This is a genomic window from Stenotrophomonas sp. GD03877, assembly GCF_029840555.1.
Lineage (GTDB): Bacteria > Pseudomonadota > Gammaproteobacteria > Xanthomonadales > Xanthomonadaceae > Stenotrophomonas > Stenotrophomonas geniculata.
Map to the genome: position 1 here is coordinate 1 of NZ_JAOCCT010000014.1, position 18,961 is coordinate 18,961.

General features: G+C 66.3%; 17 protein-coding genes and 1 tRNA gene. 12 read left to right on the forward strand and 6 right to left on the reverse strand.

The window, feature by feature from the left end:
* The 4 genes from N5D20_RS11990 to N5D20_RS12005 all read left to right on the forward strand — a co-directional run.
* Positions 1 to 1,084, forward strand: a 1,084-nt coding sequence (locus tag N5D20_RS11990) for an RHS repeat-associated core domain-containing protein (protein WP_279914397.1), incomplete at its 5' end; no start/stop codon positions are given.
* 14 nt (positions 1,085 to 1,098) lie between these two features.
* On the forward strand, positions 1,099 to 1,566 hold the full coding sequence (locus tag N5D20_RS11995; protein WP_279914398.1) for a hypothetical protein: 468 nt from the start codon (positions 1,099 to 1,101) through the stop codon (positions 1,564 to 1,566).
* A gap of 349 nt (positions 1,567 to 1,915) precedes the next feature.
* Positions 1,916 to 2,335 (forward strand): hypothetical protein, encoded by a 420-nt coding sequence (locus tag N5D20_RS12000; RefSeq protein WP_197578200.1) that lies wholly within the window; start codon positions 1,916 to 1,918, stop codon positions 2,333 to 2,335.
* Positions 2,332 to 2,640, forward strand: a complete 309-nt coding sequence (locus tag N5D20_RS12005; RefSeq protein WP_248854100.1) for a hypothetical protein — start codon at positions 2,332 to 2,334, stop codon at positions 2,638 to 2,640. Before N5D20_RS12000 ends, N5D20_RS12005 begins: the two co-directional genes overlap by 4 nt.
* Positions 2,641 to 2,890: 250 nt before the next feature.
* Here the strand turns inward: N5D20_RS12005 and N5D20_RS12010 are convergent.
* Positions 2,891 to 2,967: transfer RNA gene (locus N5D20_RS12010), tRNA-Arg, on the reverse strand.
* 149 nt (positions 2,968 to 3,116) lie between these two features.
* Here N5D20_RS12010 and ubiA point away from each other — a divergent pair.
* From ubiA to N5D20_RS12025, 3 genes are all read left to right on the forward strand, one after another.
* Positions 3,117 to 4,010, forward strand: coding sequence for a 4-hydroxybenzoate octaprenyltransferase (gene ubiA / locus N5D20_RS12015; protein ID WP_054172712.1), 894 nt, complete (start codon positions 3,117 to 3,119; stop codon positions 4,008 to 4,010).
* A 187-nt stretch (positions 4,011 to 4,197) separates the two neighbouring features.
* Positions 4,198 to 5,622 carry a TIGR00366 family protein gene (locus tag N5D20_RS12020; protein ID WP_197578201.1) on the forward strand — a complete coding sequence of 475 codons (1,425 nt, stop codon included), beginning with the start codon at positions 4,198 to 4,200 and terminating at the stop codon, positions 5,620 to 5,622.
* Positions 5,623 to 5,895: 273 nt separating this feature from the next.
* Positions 5,896 to 6,057, forward strand: coding sequence for a hypothetical protein (locus N5D20_RS12025; protein WP_010482135.1), 162 nt, complete (start codon positions 5,896 to 5,898; stop codon positions 6,055 to 6,057).
* Positions 6,058 to 6,111: 54 nt separating this feature from the next.
* On the opposite strand, the gene N5D20_RS12030 is transcribed toward N5D20_RS12025, so the two are convergent.
* Positions 6,112 to 6,738 carry a YiiX/YebB-like N1pC/P60 family cysteine hydrolase gene (locus N5D20_RS12030; protein ID WP_197578203.1) on the reverse strand — a complete coding sequence of 209 codons (627 nt, stop codon included), beginning with the start codon at positions 6,736 to 6,738 and terminating at the stop codon, positions 6,112 to 6,114.
* 82 nt (positions 6,739 to 6,820) lie between these two features.
* On the opposite strand from N5D20_RS12030, the gene N5D20_RS12035 reads away from it, so the two are divergent.
* From N5D20_RS12035 to N5D20_RS12045, 3 genes are all read left to right on the forward strand, one after another.
* On the forward strand, positions 6,821 to 7,333 hold the full coding sequence (locus N5D20_RS12035; RefSeq protein WP_197578204.1) for a hypothetical protein: 513 nt from the start codon (positions 6,821 to 6,823) through the stop codon (positions 7,331 to 7,333).
* Positions 7,334 to 7,406: 73 nt separating this feature from the next.
* Entirely contained in the window at positions 7,407 to 9,245 is a 1,839-nt protein-coding gene (locus N5D20_RS12040) for a M3 family metallopeptidase (RefSeq protein WP_197578205.1), read from the forward strand.
* A gap of 2 nt (positions 9,246 to 9,247) precedes the next feature.
* Positions 9,248 to 10,651, forward strand: coding sequence for a TPM domain-containing protein (locus N5D20_RS12045; RefSeq protein WP_197578206.1), 1,404 nt, complete (start codon positions 9,248 to 9,250; stop codon positions 10,649 to 10,651).
* A 1-nt stretch (position 10,652) separates the two neighbouring features.
* On the opposite strand, the gene N5D20_RS12050 is transcribed toward N5D20_RS12045, so the two are convergent.
* Genes N5D20_RS12050 through N5D20_RS12060 form a run of 3 tightly spaced genes read right to left on the reverse strand, consistent with a single transcriptional unit; the run spans position 10,653 to position 13,299 of the window.
* Positions 10,653 to 11,324, reverse strand: coding sequence for a VOC family protein (locus N5D20_RS12050; protein WP_197578207.1), 672 nt, complete (start codon positions 11,322 to 11,324; stop codon positions 10,653 to 10,655).
* Positions 11,325 to 11,378: 54 nt separating this feature from the next.
* On the reverse strand, positions 11,379 to 12,458 hold the full coding sequence (locus tag N5D20_RS12055; protein WP_197578208.1) for an alpha/beta hydrolase: 1,080 nt from the start codon (positions 12,456 to 12,458) through the stop codon (positions 11,379 to 11,381).
* A gap of 13 nt (positions 12,459 to 12,471) precedes the next feature.
* On the reverse strand, positions 12,472 to 13,299 hold the full coding sequence (locus tag N5D20_RS12060) for a helix-turn-helix domain-containing protein (protein WP_197578209.1): 828 nt from the start codon (positions 13,297 to 13,299) through the stop codon (positions 12,472 to 12,474).
* Between the two features lie 199 nt (positions 13,300 to 13,498).
* Here N5D20_RS12060 and N5D20_RS12065 point away from each other — a divergent pair, with 199 nt between their 5' ends.
* Positions 13,499 to 15,901 carry a TonB-dependent receptor gene (locus N5D20_RS12065; protein ID WP_197578210.1) on the forward strand — a complete coding sequence of 801 codons (2,403 nt, stop codon included), beginning with the start codon at positions 13,499 to 13,501 and terminating at the stop codon, positions 15,899 to 15,901.
* Positions 15,901 to 17,202, forward strand: a complete 1,302-nt coding sequence (locus N5D20_RS12070; RefSeq protein ID WP_197578211.1) for an aminotransferase class V-fold PLP-dependent enzyme — start codon at positions 15,901 to 15,903, stop codon at positions 17,200 to 17,202. Before N5D20_RS12065 ends, N5D20_RS12070 begins: the two co-directional genes overlap by 1 nt.
* Positions 17,203 to 17,443: 241 nt before the next feature.
* Here the strand turns inward: N5D20_RS12070 and N5D20_RS12075 are convergent, their stop codons facing one another.
* Positions 17,444 to 18,958, reverse strand: coding sequence for a PLP-dependent aminotransferase family protein (locus N5D20_RS12075; protein WP_180836312.1), 1,515 nt, complete (start codon positions 18,956 to 18,958; stop codon positions 17,444 to 17,446).
* Positions 18,959 to 18,961: the final 3 nt, after the last annotated feature.

The window sequence follows — 18,961 nt, forward strand, 5'->3', positions numbered from 1 at the left end:
TGTGGGCAACACCACCAGCATCGGCAGCAAGACCTTCACCTACAACGATGCCAACCGCATGAACGCGGTGAAGCAGGGCAATGCCGTACTTGAAAGCTACGCCTACAACCATCGTGGGCAGCGCGTGCTGCGCACCCCGACCGGTGGAACTGCCCAGATCACGCTGTACGACGAAGCAGGGCAGTGGCTGGGCAACTACTCAGCCACTGGCCAGGCGCAGCAGCAGGCCATCTGGCTGGACAACTACCCGGTGGCGCTGATCAATGTGCCGAGTACCGGCGTGCCGGAGCTGGCCTACGTCCAGCCGGATCATCTGGGTACGCCACGTGTAGTGATTGATCCGGTGCGGGATGTCACGATGTGGGAGTGGAGCAACAAGAGCGAAGTATTCGGCAACCAGATTCCGAGTGCAGACCCGGACGGGGATGGTGTGGCGTTCGAACTGGCGCTGCGCTTCCCGGGCCAGCAGGCGACGGATGCGAGCGGGTTGTTCTACAACTACCAGCGGGAATACGACCCGTCGGTGGGGCGGTACTTGCAGAGTGATCCGATTGGATTCGACGGGGGGGTGTCCACCTTCTCCTATGTATCAGCCGATCCAGTGCAGGCAGCTGATCCGCTCGGATTGCTGGCCAATTGCACTTGCGTGGATGGTGGAGTTCATATCGACATCCCTATTCGCTTCAGTGGTGAGGGAGCTACTCCTGAGACTTTGAGCAAAATGATAAATGCAATTGAATCGACCTGGTCTGCGCCCGGATTTACAGTGACTGTTAGCCAGCCGGAGAAAGGTCGGTTAAACCGTGTTGAGGTTCCGCTGGGGAAGGGGGTGTCGACCGTAACCGGAGGCAGTGTCGGTAAATGGTATGCAGGAAACACTGAGTGGACGGCTGCGCACGAAGCAGGGCATTTGATGAAATTCAAGTACGATGGTCGTTTTGATATGTACGATGTGGTGTCGCAGGCGCCATCTCGTTCTACCAAGCCCGTTCCGGGGTGGGAGGGAAACATTATGGCAGAGCATCTTGGCGTTCCAGACGATAGGGTTCGGGACGCTATCAAGAAGCGGTTGAGGTGCAAATGATGGTGAGTCTACGCGTGGCTGCGCTGCTTCTTCCATTGCTGGGAGGCTGTGGTACTAGCCAGATCAAACACACTGAATGGAACTCAGATTGGGTGGATGTTTCATCAGATGAGATCATTCCTGGGAACTCGACGATACTTCGAAGTGACCGCTTGGCCACCTTGAATCCGCAGAGCGAAAAGTTGATTGCTCAGTGGATGCTCGATCAGAACTTGAGCATCATCCAAGCATCGGATGCTGCTGAGAAATTCGCGCCACTACAGTTGAATGGGTTAGTGCCGGCAGAGGGGGAGGCTGTTTATCTCGTCAGAGCTGCCTCGGGTGTAGGAGGCGGGAGTTTTGTCGGCTACATAAATGACAATGGGATTCTCATCTTGTACGGGGTAATGGGAAGTTGTGGGGAGCAAGTGCATCGAGTGGTTGCTGTGAGCCTGAATAAGAGGCCTGCCAAAGTCTTCGGAGGGTGCTCAGGGGCGCTTTGAAGATTCTTATGTGAGTGGGTCTGAGGTGGGAATAGGAAAGTGGGAATTTCATTTGCGAGTGCTCTGTTGGTGTGCTTGCGGACGGGGGCATGGATTGCAGTGGTTGAGCGGCTTGTAGCATTGGCCAAAGAGAAGGAGCTTGTGCCGCTGGCAAGCGCGGTGGCACATGGCAGCGTCGCGGCAGCGGCCTAACTCCTCTGGTGCGATGCAGACCCACACGCAGGAAATGAGCTAGATCGGACACCACTGGAAATGATGTGCCAGGACCCGAGGTTTGATGATGTGGTGCGTAGGTTCGACGCCGCAGATGGAACCTGCTGATGGAATTTTCTGAAAAGAGGTTCTACCGATGCGCCTGATGACCTCCATCTGCCCAGTTTGTGGCACTAGCGGGCAGCGCTTTCCGCTGCGATTTGCTCGAAAGCGTCAAGCGAAGATGTCCTGCCGAGGGTGTCGCGTCGAGCTTCGTTCAGATCCGCGGTTGGGCACGTACTCGCTCTATCTTCTGTACACACAGGTCATCATCCTGGTGTCGGCATTGCCGCTGATCGGGGCCAGTGTCGCGGGTGAATGGGCGCGGCTGGGAATGATCTGTGTGGTGGTGCTGGTGCTGTGCTGGCTGCCCGGCGCGATCAGGCACGCGCGAAGCCAGATCGTCCGTGCCACGCTGGATCCCAATCGCAGCTATGCGCGCAGGCCGGGTGTTTCGAGTAAGAACGTGGCTGCAGCGCCTGCACAGGGCAGTGATACCCCGAGTGCCAGTCCATGATCCTGCTGATCACTCCCTTCCTGACCGCAGGCTTGGCCGCGTGCGCATCGCACTCGGCAGGTGCTGTACGTTCTCCGCACGCCCCGATCACGTACCTCGGTACTGCCGTTGTGAAGGATATGACGCTCGGCCGGTTTCAGATCAGCTCGAAGAAGCACGGCAGCTACAGTTGCCTCTCGCAAGTGTGGACCGTCTCCTGCACGCGCGCGCGGCAACGACAGAGATTCGGGGTGCGGATGAGAGGGGCTGGCGTCTCTTCAATGCGGTCCTGGAAGAAGTCGAACCGTCCGATGCTCGCCTGGTAGTGGCACCCGACAAGGTGGGCAACTTTCTGTATCAAGGCGAGGGGCCTCATGGCCGGTGCGGTGCGCGAAGGGCAGACGCTGTCGATCGTCGTGCGCGATCTTCAGGGCTGCGAGCATCGCTCGTTGCCCTTCGTTCCGGAGCCGGATTGACGGGCAAGTGCAATTAGCTGGTGATGCGGCGGACCGCGCAGTTCCAGGCACCGGCAACGTCCACCGCGGGCTGGCAGCGTGCAGGCAACACAGGGGAAGATGGCGCGCCCGGAGGGATTCGAACCCCCGACCAATGGCTTCGGAAGCCACTACTCTATCCGGCTGAGCTACGGGCGCGTTGTAGAACCGCCGCGCCGTCGGCCAGTGCCGGGGCGGGCGTCGCAGCGCCATGAGGCGATGCGGGACGGGCATTCTATCCAGTTTCGCCGAACAAATCTCCCCCCATGGGCAAAGCCCTGCCGGAGGGGCAGGAGTATCCTATCGCCATGGCTGATACCCCCCTCACTTCGCCGCAGTCGCCGGCGACGCCGCGTTGGCGGCATTACTGGAGTCTGATGCGCGCTGATCGCCCGATCGGCACGCTGCTGCTGCTGTGGCCCACCTGGTGGGCGCTGTGGCTGGCCGCAGGCGGCCTGCCGCCACTGTGGACCCTGTTCGTGTTCACCGCCGGTGTGTGGCTGACCCGCTCGGCCGGCTGCGTCATCAACGACTACGCCGACCGCTGGCTCGACCCGCATGTAGAGCGCACCAAGGCGCGCCCGCTGGCCACCGGTGCGATCAGTGGCCGTGCCGCGCTGGCGCTGTTTGCGGTGCTGATGCTGGTTGCGTTCGGCCTGGTGCTGACGATGAACGGGCTGACCATCGGCCTGAGCTTCATCGGCGTGTTCCTGGCCGCCAGCTACCCCTACCTGAAGCGCTACACCCATCTCCCACAGGTCTACCTGGGCATGTCGTTCGGCTGGGGCATCCCGATGGCGTTCGCCGCCGTGCAGGGCGAAGTGCCGATGCTGGGTTGGCTGCTGTATGCCGGCAACATCCTGTGGTCCACCGCTTACGACACCTGGTACGCCATGGTCGACCGCGAAGACGACCTGAAGATGGGCTCGCACTCCACCGCGATCCTGTTTGGCGACCTGGATCTGGTCATCCAGGGCGTGCTGTACGCGCTGTTCCTGGCCACCATGGCGCTGGTCGGCGTGCGTGGCGGGCTGGGTGGCTACTACCTGGCCGGCGTGGCTGCGGCCACGGTGCTGGTGGTCTACGAATTCTGGATCTGCCGCAACCGCGAGCGCGGCCCCTGCTTCAAGGCGTTCCTGCACAACAACTGGGTGGGTGCCGCGCTGTTTGCCGGCATTGCCGTGGATCTGGCGCTGCGCTGAGACGCGCAGCCGAGCGTGGGCTCGGCTCTACAGGTGGCAACCCCGAAACCGGATATCAGTAGCGCCCGAGCCCATGCTCGGGCGGCGGTGCGTAGCGCCGGGCCTTCCGCCACCTACGACCAATAGGTGGCAGACAGCCCGCACCCCACCGCCCAGAATCGGGCCATCGAACCTGGGAGGGTAGGCGATGGCCTCGACGGCAGCAGTACAGGACGGCTGGATGGCACGCGCAGCGTTGCGCTCGGCCGCCTGGGCGGAAAAGTGGTTCCCCGATGCGTACGTGTTCGCGGTGCTGGGCGTGGTCATCGTCGCGCTGGCGGCGATGGGCTTCGGCTCGACCCCGCAGGCCACCGCCAGCGCCTTCGGCGACGGCTTCTGGAGCCTGATTCCCTTCACCATGCAGATGGCCTTCGTGGTCATCGGTGGCTATGCCGTGGCGACGGCGCCGGTGGTCGCGCGCTTCATCGACTTCCTGGCCCGGGTGCCGCGCACCGGTCGTGGCGCGGTGGTGTACGTGGGCCTGGTCAGCATGCTGGCCTCGCTGCTCAGCTGGGGCTTCTCGCTGGTGTTCGGCGGCCTGCTGGTGCGTGCGCTGGCACGCCGTACCGAGCTGCGCATGGACTACCGCGCGGCCGGTGCTTCGGCCTACCTGGGGCTGGGCGCGGTGTGGGCGATGGGGCTGAGTTCGTCGGCTGCACAGCTGCAGGCCAACCCGGCCAGCATGCCGCCGGGGCTGGTCGAGATCACCGGCGTACTGCCGTTCACCGAAACCATCTTCCTGTGGCAGTCGATCGCGCTGACCTCAGTGCTGATTCTGGTTTCGCTGCTGATCGCCTGGCTGACCGCACCGGCCGCCGGCAGTGCCCGCACCGCTGAAGACTTCCCCGGCGCCGCCCAGGCCGAGCCGGAGCCGCTGCAGCGACGCACGCGCCCGGGCGAGTGGCTGGAATACAGCCCGCTGCTGACCGTGCTGCTCTCGTTGCTGGCGTTCGGTTGGCTGTTCAACGAATTCGCCAACAAGCCGGTGGTCACCGCCATCGCCAACCTCAACACCTACAACTTCATGTTCATTTCGCTGGGCCTGCTGCTGCACTGGCGCCCGCGCAGCTTCCTCAACGCGGTGGCCAAGGCGGTGCCCAGCACCACCGGCGTGCTGATCCAGTTCCCGCTGTACGGCGGCATCGCGATGATCCTCACCCACGCTGCCGGCGGCGATGGGCAGACGCTGGCGCACCGCCTGTCGAGCCTGTTCGTGCACGTGGCCAGCACCGATACCTTCGCGCTGGTGATGGGCGTCTATTCGGCCGTGCTGGGCTTCTTCGTGCCCTCCGGTGGTGGCAAGTGGATCATCGAGGCGCCGTACGTGATGCAGGCCGCCAACGAACTGAAGGCGCACCTGGGCTGGGCGGTGCAGGTCTACAACGCGGCCGAAGCGCTGCCGAACCTGATCAATCCATTCTGGATGCTGCCGCTGCTGGGCGTGCTGGGGCTGAAGGCACGCGACATCGTCGGCTTCACCTTCATCCAGCTGCTGGTGTACATTCCGCTGGTGCTGGGCCTGTTGTGGCTGCTGGGGATGACCCTGGCGTACGTGCCGCCGGTGATGCCCTGAATGCAGCGTTGGCTTCCCTGCGTGAGCCGGGAAGCCAGCCTCGTTCAGCGCGTGTTTCCGGCTGCGAGCGCCATGAATGCGTGCAACGCCGATGTCGGCATGAGCACATGCCGAACCCGCATGAATCCTTCAGCCGCTTGTGCCACAAGGGCTTCTGCGCGTTCATTCACAGGCGTACACACAGATGTAGCCGCCCACCCACGCGTGATTAACCATTCGCTGCAGACGATGGCCACGTCCACCGCATTCCGCGAGTGGCTTTGGAGATCGGACATGGCACAGCAGAACCAGAACCCGAACCAGAAGCAGCAGGGCCAGCAGAACCAGCAGGATCAGCAGCAGGGCCGTGGCCGCGACCAGCAGCAGCAACAGCAGCAGGAACAGCAGAAGCGCAACCAGAACCAGCAGCAGGGCGGCCACGACGAAGAAGAATGATCGCGTTGCGCGTGCAACGTGACCGGCGAAGCCCCGCCCCGTGCGGGGCTTTGCTTATTCCAGCACGCCTATACGCTGCAGCACCGGCGCCGCCGACATGTCGTTCGGATTGGTGCCCGGCTGATCCTGCGGCACGTCCATGCCCATGCCGCGGTAAAGATCGACCCAGTGCTGGGCGATCTGCCCGGTCTGCGGGTTGCGGAAGTTCATCGGCTGCAACGCGAACACGTGGTGCGCACGGAACGCACGCTCGATGAAGTCCGAGCAGTAATAGCTGTCCTCGTTCAACACATACGACGTGTTGTAGGGCTTGCCCAGCATCGTGCGCGCGGTGGCCACCGCATCCTTGATGGCCGCCTGCTGCGGCGCGCGCAGGCGATAGACCACGATCTGCCGCTGCTTGGCGCGCGCCTCCTGGCGGAATTCGATCAGTGACTGCCGGCGCGACCCCTTCTCGTCGGCGTGCAGCACATCCCAGCCTTTCGGCGCCGAGGCGACCAGGGCGACGTGATCGAAGCTGGGTGCGCCCTGCGTGCCGGTGGCATCGTCGATGGCCGCGCTCAGGCCGCTGCGGCCGGCGGTGACGAACAGCAGGTCGCCTTCGTGGACATCGACGGCCAACGCCACGCCCGGCCACAGGGCGGGCAGCAGCAGGCCGATCAGGAGCAGGAGGCGATGCATGAGGACTCTCGGACAGGCGGAATGCCGGAATTGTAGGGTGCGCGGTAGCATGGAGCGACCGGACCGGATTCAGGATGAGCCCATGCGTCGATACCCTTCTCCTGCACTGCTGGTGCTTGCCTGCGGCGCGGTGCTGGTTGCCTGCACGCCAGCGCCGCAGCCACCACAGACAGCGGCCGAAGCCGTGACTGCCGCAGCGGCGCCGGCGACCAGCGCCACCGAGCCCACACCTGTGGCTGCAGCCAGTGAATGCCCCTACCCGGAATTCGATACGTTCCTGAAGCATTTCGGCAACGAGATCACGCTGCAGGAAAAGGCCACGGCCGATCCGCTGCTGGACAGCTACATCGATGCGGAGGCCGAGCCGGAACCGCGCAAGGTGGAAAGCCGGGTGGCGCTGGCCGATGTCGAGTGGCCGGTAATGCCCGATCCTGCCGCGTTGGCCGGGCAGGGCCGCGAAATGCAGGTCATCCCCCTGGCCGATGGGCAACGGCAGGTGCAGATCCGTACGCCGGACAGCAGCGACCAGCAGACCTATACCTTCGCGCAGGCGCCTTGCTGGACACTGGTCAAGCGTGAGGACGAGTCGATCTGAAGCCTGATCCGGCACAGGCGTGGCGGGCCAGTGGCTGCTAGGCTCGATCCCTGGTCCAGGCAGGGAGACGCCGATGCAGGCTTTCAGGAAGCGCACCACCACCGCCGCCGTCGTCGCCGTATTGGCGATAGCCCACTTCAGCGGCGCCCAGGCACAGTCGGTGCATGCCGATGACCGCACCTACTTCGCCAGCGCCGCGTCCGAACAGACCGCGCGCGACTCGCTGGGCAAGCGCGTCGAGGCCCTGCAGCAGGCGTCCACCCTTGCACCGGCGGAACGCTTCCAGCAGGCCGAGGTACTGGAAGCGCAGTGCCTGCGTCATCTCGGCTACCTGCACCTGCAGTCCGCCCGCAACGCACGCGATCTTCGCCCGGCACAGGCGATGGAGCAGGCAGCGGGGCTGTGCAGCCGCATCGCTCGCAGTGGTCGCGCCGCACTGCGCGAGGCACCCGCAGATGCAGCGTGGGCAGCACCGTATGGCTTCCTGCGCGCACGCGCGCTGAAGGAGGCTGCCACCCCGGCCAACGCCGCGCTGGATGAGGCCGTGGAGGCACTGGCCGATCCGGCGCTGGACAGCTTCGCGCGCCTGCGCGGGCAGATCCTGCGCAGCGCCGAGTATCCGCAGATCGAGCACGACGGCCGGCACTGGGACACGGGGCGCGACAAGCAGGCGCTGGCCCAGCAGCCCGACCGCGCGCTGCGCGAGGCCGGCTGGAAGGGCTACTGGCAGGGGCTGCACTCGCGCCGTGAGCCGATGGCTTCGGTGCTGCTGGGGCTGGTGCAGGTGAATGACGCGGCCGCACGCCTGCAGGGCGATGGCTCGGCGCCGGCACACGGCTACCAGCGCATGGGTCTGGATACCGCCGTAGTGAATGCAACGCTGGTGGCGATCGAGCAGCACGCGGGGGACCGCCGCGCCTACCAGGACATGCTGCTACGCCACGCTGCGCGATCGGGCATCGACGCGCCGCAGATCTGGGATACCACCGTGCCCGATGCCGGCTACACGCCACCAGTGCTGACGCTGGCGCAGCTGCGCGACAACGCCGCCGATGCCATGCAGCATCTGGGGCCAGCGTACGTCGCCGAACTGCGCGCGCTGCTCGATCCAGCCAACCAGCGCATGGACCTGGCCACCGAACGCGGTGACCGCAGCCAGGACGCGTTCTCGGTGAGCGCTCCCGGTGTGCCGGCAATGCTGTTCGTTGGCGTGCGCCGTGGCGATCTGGAAAGCGATGTCGAAATCGCGCATGAAGCGGGTCATGCCGTGCATGGCGAGTGGATGCAGCGCGGTCATGCGTCGCCGCTGCAGCGCAATGGCAGCCAGTGGCTGACCGAGGCGTTCGCGATCTACAACGAGCTGCGCTTCCGCGACCAGCTGTACCAGCAGGCACAGGACCCGCGTGCCAAGGCCTATTACCTGAAATCGCTGCTGGACGACATGGTGCTGCAGCTGTTCACCTCCTCCGAGGAAGCGCAGCTGGAGCAGTCGATCTACCAGGGCGTTGCCGCCGGTACGCTGGGCACCGCCGATGATCTGGACGCGCTGACCGGGCAGGTGCTGGCGCGCTTCGGCCAGCAACCGGAGCGCTACCCGCAGCTGCGCAACACCTGGATCGGCAAGCGCCTGATGTATGAAGACCCGAACTATCTGGTGAACTACCTGTATGCGGGGCTGCTGGCCGTGCAGCTGTATGTGCAGGACCAGCGCGACCCCGACGGGTTCCGTGAGCGTTATCTTGCCGTGCTTGGCGAAGGCTTCGATCGCGCGCCGGACGAGCAGGTGGCGCAACTGCTGGGGCACGCGCCAGACTGGGCGGCCCTGGTGGATGCCGATCTGCAGGTGTTCAACCAGGCGGTGGCACAGCTGCAGGCGCTGCATGCGCGGATCGAGGCAGGGCAGGGTACGTGAGCATGCTGCGCGCAGGACAGCGGACTGCAGCCATGAGGTGGCTGTTGTTGCTGCTGTGCCTGCTGCCGATGGCGGCGCTGGCGGCAATCCCGGTCCCGGCGCTGGACGATCCCGTGGTGGACACTGCCAACGCGCTGTCCGCCGAAACCCGCGCCACCCTGCGCAGGCAGGCGATGCAGCTGCAGGTGCAGAAAGGTGCGCAGCTGCAGGTGATGGTGGTACCCAGCGTGGGCAACGAGGGCATCGAGGCCTACGCCCAGCGGGTGTTTGATCAATGGCAGCTGGGCCGCGCCGGTATCGACGACGGTGTGCTGTTGCTGGTGGCGGTGCAGGACCGCCGCGTACGCATCCAGACCGGCTATGGCCTGGAAGGTGCGCTACCGGACGCGTACGCCGCTCGCATCATCGACAACGCGATCGTGCCGCGCTTCCGTGAAGGCGATTTCGACCAGGGCGTGCTTGATGGCACGACGATCATGGTGGCGCTGATCGAAGGCGAGGACCTGCCTGCATGGGAAGCGCCGTCGGCCAGCAATGTGCTGCCTGCGGACTGGCGCCGCGCAGACTCGGTGGTGGCGTTGACCCTGCTGGCCGGCTTCCTGGCCGGGCTGTGGCGCTCGCCGCCGCCATTCCCGCCTGCGAAGACCGAGGACGATTTCAGCGGCAGCCGTCGGGAGCGGCGGCGCAAGGCACTGGCCGCCAATGCGTCGGCACCGAGGCCGAGCTGGCCGACCTTGCCGGCCTGGGGGCGTCCGATGCTGGTGACAGGGGTGGTTGCCGCAGGCGCGCTGTCCGTGGCGTTGCTGCTGCCACGCCACCTGCTGCCGGGCCTGTGCTTCGTGATGGCGCTGGGCGTGCCGGTGGCGGCCCTGCTCGGCTGGTGCTGGCGTCGCAGCCGCGGGGTGCGCATCGTCCTGTGCGGCATGCTGGCACTCAGCGCGGTCTTGCTGGTGCAGGCGCTGCTTCGTGGCCAGCTGCCACCGAGCCTGGCCCGGCATCTGCTGCTGCAGGCGGCCGCGGGCGTTGTCACCCTGATGGTGTTCCTGCTGGTGCAGGCCTGTCGCACACGCTGGAAGAAGAATCGCAGCAGCTTCGTCGTGCGCATGACGGTGCTGGTGCTGTTGACCCTCGGTTATGCCGCGGGCGCGTTGCTGGCGATCCATCGTGCCGAAGGTGACGATCCACGGCTGCTGGCGATGATTGTGTCAGGTGTGTGTGGCGTGCTGCTGTACTTCGTAGGGTTGTTCACCATGTTGCCGGGCGAGCGCGCACGTGGCCGGGTTTCGTCACGCCGTGAACGCAGCGCGTCCAGTTCGTCATCCAGCAGTTCGTCGTCGAGCAGCTCCAGCAGCTGGTCCGGAGGCGGTGGCCGCAGCGGCGGAGGCGGCGCGTCCGGCAGCTGGTAGCTCAGATCGCCTGTACCCGCCAGCCGAGTGCAGCGTCCTCCACAACGCCCGGGCCGGCCACGTCGCCGACCTGCAGCAGCAGGCCCTGTGCATTGGGCAGGTCCTTCTGCTCGGGGAACCAGCGTCGGTCCGCAGCGACCACGATCAGCAGGCCCTCGTCGTCGCCCATCGGCGCGAACTGCGGCGAAGGCGGGCTGATCGGTTGCAGGCCGAACCGCAGGCTGGACTGCTCGCGCACCGCATCGACATCATGACTGGGCAGGCCGACTTCGCTCAGGCAGGTCAGTTCGCTGCCGTGGAAGGCGCCCTGATGCGCACTGGCCGGCAAGCGGCGGCGGCCGATCAGTTCCAGGATCAAGCCATCGGGGCCGGTGAAGTACACCGACTGCGACTGCCAGCTGCTCTCCAGCGCGAAGTAGTCCAGTCCCGCCGGATTGCGCTGCAGTGGCGTGCGTTCGCGCAACCAGGTCATCGCCTCGCCGAAGCGGTTGTCCGGCACGTTGAACGCCAGGTGCACACCACCGAGCGGACGTCCTTCAGCGGGCTGCAGTTCGATCGTGCTCCAGCCGATGTGCACATGATTGCCGACCACGCGCTGCTGCAGCACATCGTGGAAGTAGCTGGCCACGGCACCCACGTCAGATACCGGCAGAGTGAGGTGCAGCAGGCGCATGATCGGTTCTCCGTGGACGCGTCCACTGTAGCGCCAGGCCATGCTCGGCGGCCACTAGCGCAGTGAATGGTCAAAGAACCGTATCGCTGCATCCACTGCCTGCGCGTGGGTCTGTGTCTTTGGCACCGACGTAGTGCACAGGTCCTGCAGCCGCTGCTGCCCGGTCGCGGTGCACGCGGCCAGGAAATCATAGTGGCCCACATCGGCCAAGCGCTGCAGTTCCGCGCCCGGAATCAGGGCCCCGGCGGCCGCGCCATTGGTCTGTGGCGGCGCAACCGTGTCAGCCTCACCCAGCACGATCGACACGGGCAGCCGCAACGAGGACAGCTGCTCGGGCGCGAAGGCCTGGATGATCGCCGGAGCCAGCAGGAATGCCGCCCGCACGCCGGGAATCGCGCGCGCGTCGTTGGCCTGGGAGATCCAGGGCGCCAGTGCTGGAGAGGCCGCAGCGGCAACGCGCGCTTCCATTGAGTGCGTTGCGGCCTCCTGTTGAGGCCGGCAGACGCCGTCATCCGGATGTGCGGTGCAGAAGGCCAGCAGTCGCTGCAGGTCCGGTCGTGCACCGGCTGCCAGCAGCGCCGTGTAGCCACCGGCCGAGAACCCGGCAACACCCAGGCGTTCAGGATCGACGTGCGGGCCCAGCACTGGATCGGCCCGCACGGCCGCCAGGGCGGCGCGCAGGTCATCCGCACGCAACCAGCTCAGGATGCTGCCGGGCAGGGTCATCGTGTCAATGCCGTTGTTGCCTGGATGATCGACCGCGATCACCAGATACCCGGCCCGCGCCAGCGCGGTGCCCAGCCAGCCCATCATGCGCGCACTGCCGCCGTTGCCATGCGAGAGCAGCAGCGTTGGCAGGCGATCACCTGCGACGGGAGCCTCCATCGCGGCACGTCCGACGTCGAACAGCGGCGCGTCGGGCGGGCCGATGGTCAGGGCGGTTTCCCGGCTGCCGGCCAGCGCTGGATACCAGACCGTGTAGCGCAGCGCGTCGTGGTGCTGCGCATCGCGTACAGCCGCGCTGGCCACCGTGGTGGCGCCGTGGCGCTCGCCGGCTGCCTGCGTCTCGCTGGCATCGGCCACGACAGTGAAGACCATGAGGATCATTCCCAGCACAGCAACCGTCATGCGCATCTTCAGTTCCTTGTCAGTTGGGACGTTCGTCGACTGGCAGCCAGATCTCCACGCCGCCGTTGCCGGTGTGCTCATCGAATCGGGCGTCGTAGCATTCCAGATCCGGTGCATCGGCAAGGCTGAGGTTGGACGCAGGAAGATAATGATCCAGCAGCCAGAACCAGGTCGAGCGGATGGCCGAGATGTGCGCGCCGTGCCAGGCCACCAGATAGCGACGCGGCAGAATGTGCACACTTTGCCAGTGCGCAGGCGCGCTCGGCACCACGCTTGCCGGCAGTGCGGCGATGTAATCGAAGCCGCCATCGTTGTCGCTGTTGCAGCACACACCGAAGCTGATCGGTGCGGGCGTCGGCCATTCGCGGTTGAGCTGCGCCCATTGGCCGGGAATAGCGCCGCCACTGTCGCGGGTATGCCGCATGCCGATGCCCACCACCTGGAAAGCGGGCGTGTCGAGCAGCCGCGGCGCTTCACCGCAGGGCGCCGGCGCATCATCCACGCGAATCGCCTGCACCAGCGTCAGCCCATCGGTGCCCTGTTCGCGTACGCGCTCCGGCGTCTGCCCGAACTGTTCACTGAAGGCGCGGGTGAACGCGGCATGGGTGGTATAGCCGGCCCCCAGCGCGACCTGCAGGATGTCGCCCGCACCGTTGGCCAATCGTTGCGCGGCCGCGGTCAGGCGCCGTCCCCGCAGGTAGCGCACCACCGAGGTACCGGTGCGGGCCTGGAACAGGCGTGAAAGATGGAAGGGTGACAGTCCCGCCGCAGCGGCGATATCGGCCAGTGCCAATGGCCGGTCCGCATGGGTTTCGATGTACCACAACGCCTTGCCCGCCGCGCTCATCTGCCTTTCCCCGAATCCAATGCCGGCACAGTAGCGGATCGGCAGGCGCGGCGCTTAGCAGTTCTTGCGCCTGTGCGGCATCAAGCTGTCGTACTGACGTCATGCCTCCTTCACACATCGGGCCGAGACTGCGCGCCTTGTCCAGGCCTGTTGTGTCCGCACAGGTGCTGGCCCCGTCGCGTCCTCCCGGAGTCCTGCTGTGCATCGTTCGAAGCTTTCGCGCTCCATCCTCCTTGCCCTTTCCATGGCCAGCGCAGGAGGCGCGATCGCAGCGGAGGCCGATGCGATCGACGCCGCAGGCGGTAGCCGTGCCGTGCCCACCCAGCTCGATGCGATGCTGGTCACCGGCACCCGCGCGTCCAACCGCACCCAGTTCGAAACGCTGGCGCCGGTAGACGTGTTCACCAAGGAAGACATCAGGTCCGTTGAATCCACCGACCTGAAGGACGTGCTGGCGCAGCTGGTGCCGTCGTTCGTGGTGCAGCGCCTGCCGATGGCCGACGGGCAGGTGTTCGTGCGTCCGGCCACCCTGCGTGGCCTGTCGCCGGACCAGACCCTGGTGCTGGTCAACGGTCGTCGCTTCCACCGCAGCGCGCTGCTCGGCAACCGTGGCGCGCAGGCCGCCGACCTGGCGCAGATTCCGACCAGTGCAATCAAGCGCATCGAGGTACTGCGTGATGGTGCGTCTGCGCAGTACGGCTCGGACGCCATCGCCGGTGTCATCAACATCATCCTCGAAGATGGTCCGGGCACCGAGATCACCGCCGGCTATTCGCAGTACGCGCAGGGCGACGGTGCCTCGCGCGACTTCAGTGCGCGCACCGGCTGGTCGCTGGGCGACTATGGCAGCCTGGTGCTGTTCGCCGAATCGTCCAACTCCGATGCCACCTCGCGCACCCGCCAGCGCCCCGATGCCATTGCTTTCCAGGCTGCGCATCCGGAGCTGGATGTGCCAAACCCGGTGCAGCGCTGGGGCCAACCGGAACTGGAGAGCCGCCGCGTCGGCTTCAACGTCAAGGCCAACGCCAGCGAGACGCTGGAGCTGTATGCGTTCGGCCTTTACAGCCACAGCGATGGCGTCAGCGATTTCAACTGGCGCAACCCGGACACCACCACCGGCGCCTACCGCACCACCGCCATTTTCCCGGGCTGGAACCTGCGTTCGCTGTACCCGGTGGGCTTCAGCCCGCAGTACGGCAACGTCCAGAACGATCTGCAGCTGGTCGGCGGCCTGCGCGGTGAGATCACGCCCAAGCTGCGCTGGGATGTCAGCGCCTCGTACGGCCGCAATGCCATCGACTACAGCCTGAAGAACTCGATCAATGCTTCGCTGGGTCCGGCCAGCCCGACCGCGTTCGACCTCGGCCGCCTGACCCAGACCGAGAAGAACGCCAACGCCGACTTCAACTACGAGTGGGACGTGGGCGCGCTGTCCAAGCCGATCAACGTCGCCTTCGGTGGCGAGTTCCGCCAGGAGACCTACCAGGTGCGCGCCGGTGATCCGGCCTCGTACGCGGTGGGCCCGGGCGCGGCCGCAGGCCTGGAGGCCAACTCCAATGGCGCACCGGGCTTCTCGGCCAGCCAGGCCGGGCAGTGGAGCCAGCGTAGCAAGGCGGCCTATGTGGATATGGAAGTGCCGCTGGGCGAGCGCTGGAGCATCGGTGCGGCCAGCCGCTACGAGGACTTCTCCAGCTTCGGCAGCACGCTGGACGGAAAGCTGTCGGCGCGCTTCGCGATCACGCCGGACGTAGCCCTGCGCGGTACCGTGTCCACCGGCTTCCGTGCGCCGACGCCGGCGCAGCTCAACACCACCAGTACCACCCAGGGCCTGGACACGCGCACCCTGCAGATCTTCACCAGTGGCCGCCTGTCGCCGAACGATCCACTGGCGCAGCTGCTTGGGGCCAAGCCGTTGAAGCCCGAAGAATCGCGCACCGCCTCGCTGGGCCTGACCTGGCGCACCGACCTCGGCCTGTCCGGGTCGGTGGACGTCTACCAGATCAAGCTCACCGACCGCTTCAGCCAGTCGGCCAGCTTCGCCATTCCAGCCGGTACGCCCAACCCGCTGGGCTATACCTCGGTGAACTACTTCACCAACGACTTCGACACCACCACCACCGGCGTGGACGTCGTCGGCAACTACCTGCGCGATCTCGGCGCCGGCCGCATGACGTTGACCCTGGCCTACAACTACAACCGCACCCGCGTGGACAACGGCAGCACCTCGGTGGCCACCAACGAGACCCAGCGCGTGCTGTTCGAAGACCGCCTACCCGAGCACAAGGGCAGCCTGACCGGCAGCTGGGACATCGGCGCCTGGTCGCTGATGGCGCGCATGCGCTACTACGGTGCCTGGACTGATTCCAGCGGCAATGCGGTGGGCGACATCTACCAGCGCTTCGGTGCGATGAGCTTCCTCGACCTCGCGGTGGGCTATCGCATCAACGAACACCACAGCCTTCGCGTCGGCGCCGACAACGTACTGGATCGCTACCCGGATGAGGCCGTGTTCCAGGCCAGCCGCGGCCTGATCTACTCGCGTAATGCACCATATGACACCGACGGTGCCAACCTGTACGCACAGTACCGGTTGAGCTTCTGATGGACCCGGCCCGCCGCTCCCTGTTGCGTGCCGGCACCCTGCTGCCCGCCGCAGCCGCCCTGTCTTCACTGCCGGCCAAGGCGTCCGCGCGTTACGCTGCGCCCATGCAGATTCCCGCAACGACCGCGGCGCCGGACGTGCTGGCCCGCGATGAAGGCTACTGGGCCGCCGTGGCCAGCCACTTCGACATCACCGATGAAGTGAACCACCTGGAGAACGGCTACTGGGGCGCGATGGGCCGCGAGACGCTGGCCAGCTACCAGCGCCACACCGCTGAAGTGAACCGTGGCAACGCCTGGTACGGTCGTCGTGAGTTCCCGGCGCAGTACATGGCGGTGCAGCGGCAGGTAGCCGAACTGCTGGGTGTGGGTGCGGATGAGATCGCACTGACTCGGGGTGCCACCGAGGCGATGCTGGCGTTGATTGGCGGCTACAACCGCCTGCAGCCCGGCGACCAGGTGCTGTATGCCGACATCGACTACGACAGCATGATCGGCGCGATGCGCTGGCTGCAGCAGCGCCGTGGCGTGCAAGTCGAGCGCATCGGGCTGCCGGCGGTGCCCGACCACGCGCAGATCCTGCAGGCCTACGAGGCCGCGTTCGCGCGGCTGCCACGCCTGAAACTGGTGCTGCTGACCCAGGTCAGCCATCGCCACGGGCTGGTGCTGCCGGTGGCCGAGATTGCCGAGCGTGCGCGCGCACGCGGTATCGATGTGATCGTCGATGCTGCGCATGGGTTTGGCCAGATCGACTACGCGGTGCCACAGCTGAAGGCAGACTTCGTGGGCATCAATCTGCACAAATGGATCGGCGCGCCGGTCGGCGTCGGCGCGATGTATGTGCGCAGGTGCCGCGTTGCGGACCTCGACCCGTACATGGGCGAGACCGACGACGGCCGCGTGGGCAGCCGCGTACACACCGGCACGGTCAACTTCGCCGCCTACCTGGCACTGCCGGAAGCGATCGCGCTGCACCAGCGCATCGGCGTGGCCAACAAGCAGGCGCGCCTGCGCTACCTGCGCGAGCGCTGGACGCTGCCGGCACGGCAGATGGCGCATATCGAAGTGCTGTCTTCGCCGGATCCGGCGCTGGCCAGCGCATTGGCCAGCTTCCGTTTGCGTGGGCGCACCAGCGTGGCAGACAACATGGCGCTGCAGAAGCGCCTGCTGGACGAGCATCGCGTGTTCACCACGCATCGCGACGGGTTGGACTCCGGCGCCTGCGTGCGGGTGACGCCGTCGGTGTTCACCCGGCCGCAGCAGATGGATGCGCTGGTGCAGGCGCTCTCCGCCCTGGCCTGACCCTGCTTTGGTAGGTGCCAACCTTGGTTGGCACATTCCAACCGTGCCGGGGAATCTTCCGCCGGCCAGCGGCCGGCACTACCGATCCTCCTCCAGCCTGGTGGGTGCCGACCGTTGGTCGGCACATCCCATTCCACGATCTACGTCCGATCTGGTGGCTGCCAACCTTGGTTGGCACATTCCAACCGTGCTGAGGAATCTTCCGCCGGCCAGCGGCCGGCACTACCGATCGGGTGGGGGGCTACCGCTCGATCGCCGGCAACGCATCCGACAACAACAACCGGTCAATCCGCCGCAGCGCACTTTCCAGCTGCCGTCGGTCCGCGGCCAGCCCCAGCGACAACCGCACGCCGTACTGGTGCGAGACCCCCGGCGGGCAGAACGCCGATGACGGCGCAATCGCCAGCCCCTGTAGCTGTGCGGTACGCACCAGCGTGGCGTCGGTCCACGGCGCCGGTATCCGGCACCACGCATGCAGGCCTTCCGCGCGCTGCAGCAGCGACGGTGCCAGCAGGTAGCGCGCCATGCGCGTGCGCTCGCGTGCCTCGGTGCGCACCTGGGCCAGCAGCGACTGGGCCGAACCATCCAGCAGCAGTTGGCTGGCCAACGCCGAGACCAGCGGATGCCCCATCAGTCGCGTCGCCCGCAACGCCGCCGTCATCGCCTCGGCATGCGCCGCGCTCGGGCAGCGCACGAACGCGGTGCGCAGGCCGGGGCTGATCACCTTGGACAGCGTCGCCACGTAGAACACATGACGCGGTGCCAGTGCCGCCAGCGGTGTAGGTGCATCTTCGGCAAGGTGCCAGTACGGATCATCCTCGATCGCCAGCAGGCCTTCGCTCTCCAGTACACGCGCCAGCGCCTCGCGCCGCTGCAGCGGCAGGGTCAGCGCGGTCGGGTTCTGGCAGGTGGGATTGAGATAGACCAGGCGCGCGCCGCTTTCGCGTGCCTGCCGCAGCAGCGCTTCAGGACACATGCCGTGTTCGTCGCCGTCCACCGGCAGCAGCCGCCGACCCAGTGCGGCGGCGGCCTGCAGCAGGCCCGGGTAGACCAGCGCATCGCAGAGGATCGTATCGCCATCGCGGCCCTGGCTGACCAGGATCGCGGCCAGCGCCACCTGTGCGCCTTCGGTCAGCAGCAGGCAGTTGTCAGCCACGACGCCCAGCATCGGCTGCAGCCAGCGCGCCGCGGCATGGCGATCAGTGGGGTTGCCACCCCCCAGGTGATAGGTCATCAGGTTCGGTGCGTTGCTGCGCGCAAGCACGGCGGCGGCACCACGGCGCAGCGTCTCCGCCAGCGCGTCGGCATCAGGCACCGGCGGCACGTTCATGCTCAGGTCCACCACCTGGTCGAAGCCGGCCTTGGGCGGTGCGATGAAACTGCCTTGTGGCCCGCGCGCTTCGATCAGGCCGCGCTTGCGTGCTTCATCGAAGGCGCGGGTGACCGTGGTCAGGTCGACGCCGAGCTGCTGCGCCAACGCGCGCTGCGAGGGCAGGCGCTGTCCGGGTGCGAGGCCGCCACGGCGCACCGTGCGTTCCAGCGAATTGACGATGCGCAGGTAGATCGGCCCGTTGTGCGCGAGCACGTCCTGCACCCATTCGCGGGCTGCGACATCCGGTCGCGGCATGTACGGAGCATGTCGGGGCGTATCGTTGCTTCCAACGGCGGGAGCCTGTCCATAACCATCGGTCGGTTCGGACAGGTGACCGCCGTTGTTGTTTGCGGCGGCCACGTCGGCCAGCGTCAGTGATGTCATTGC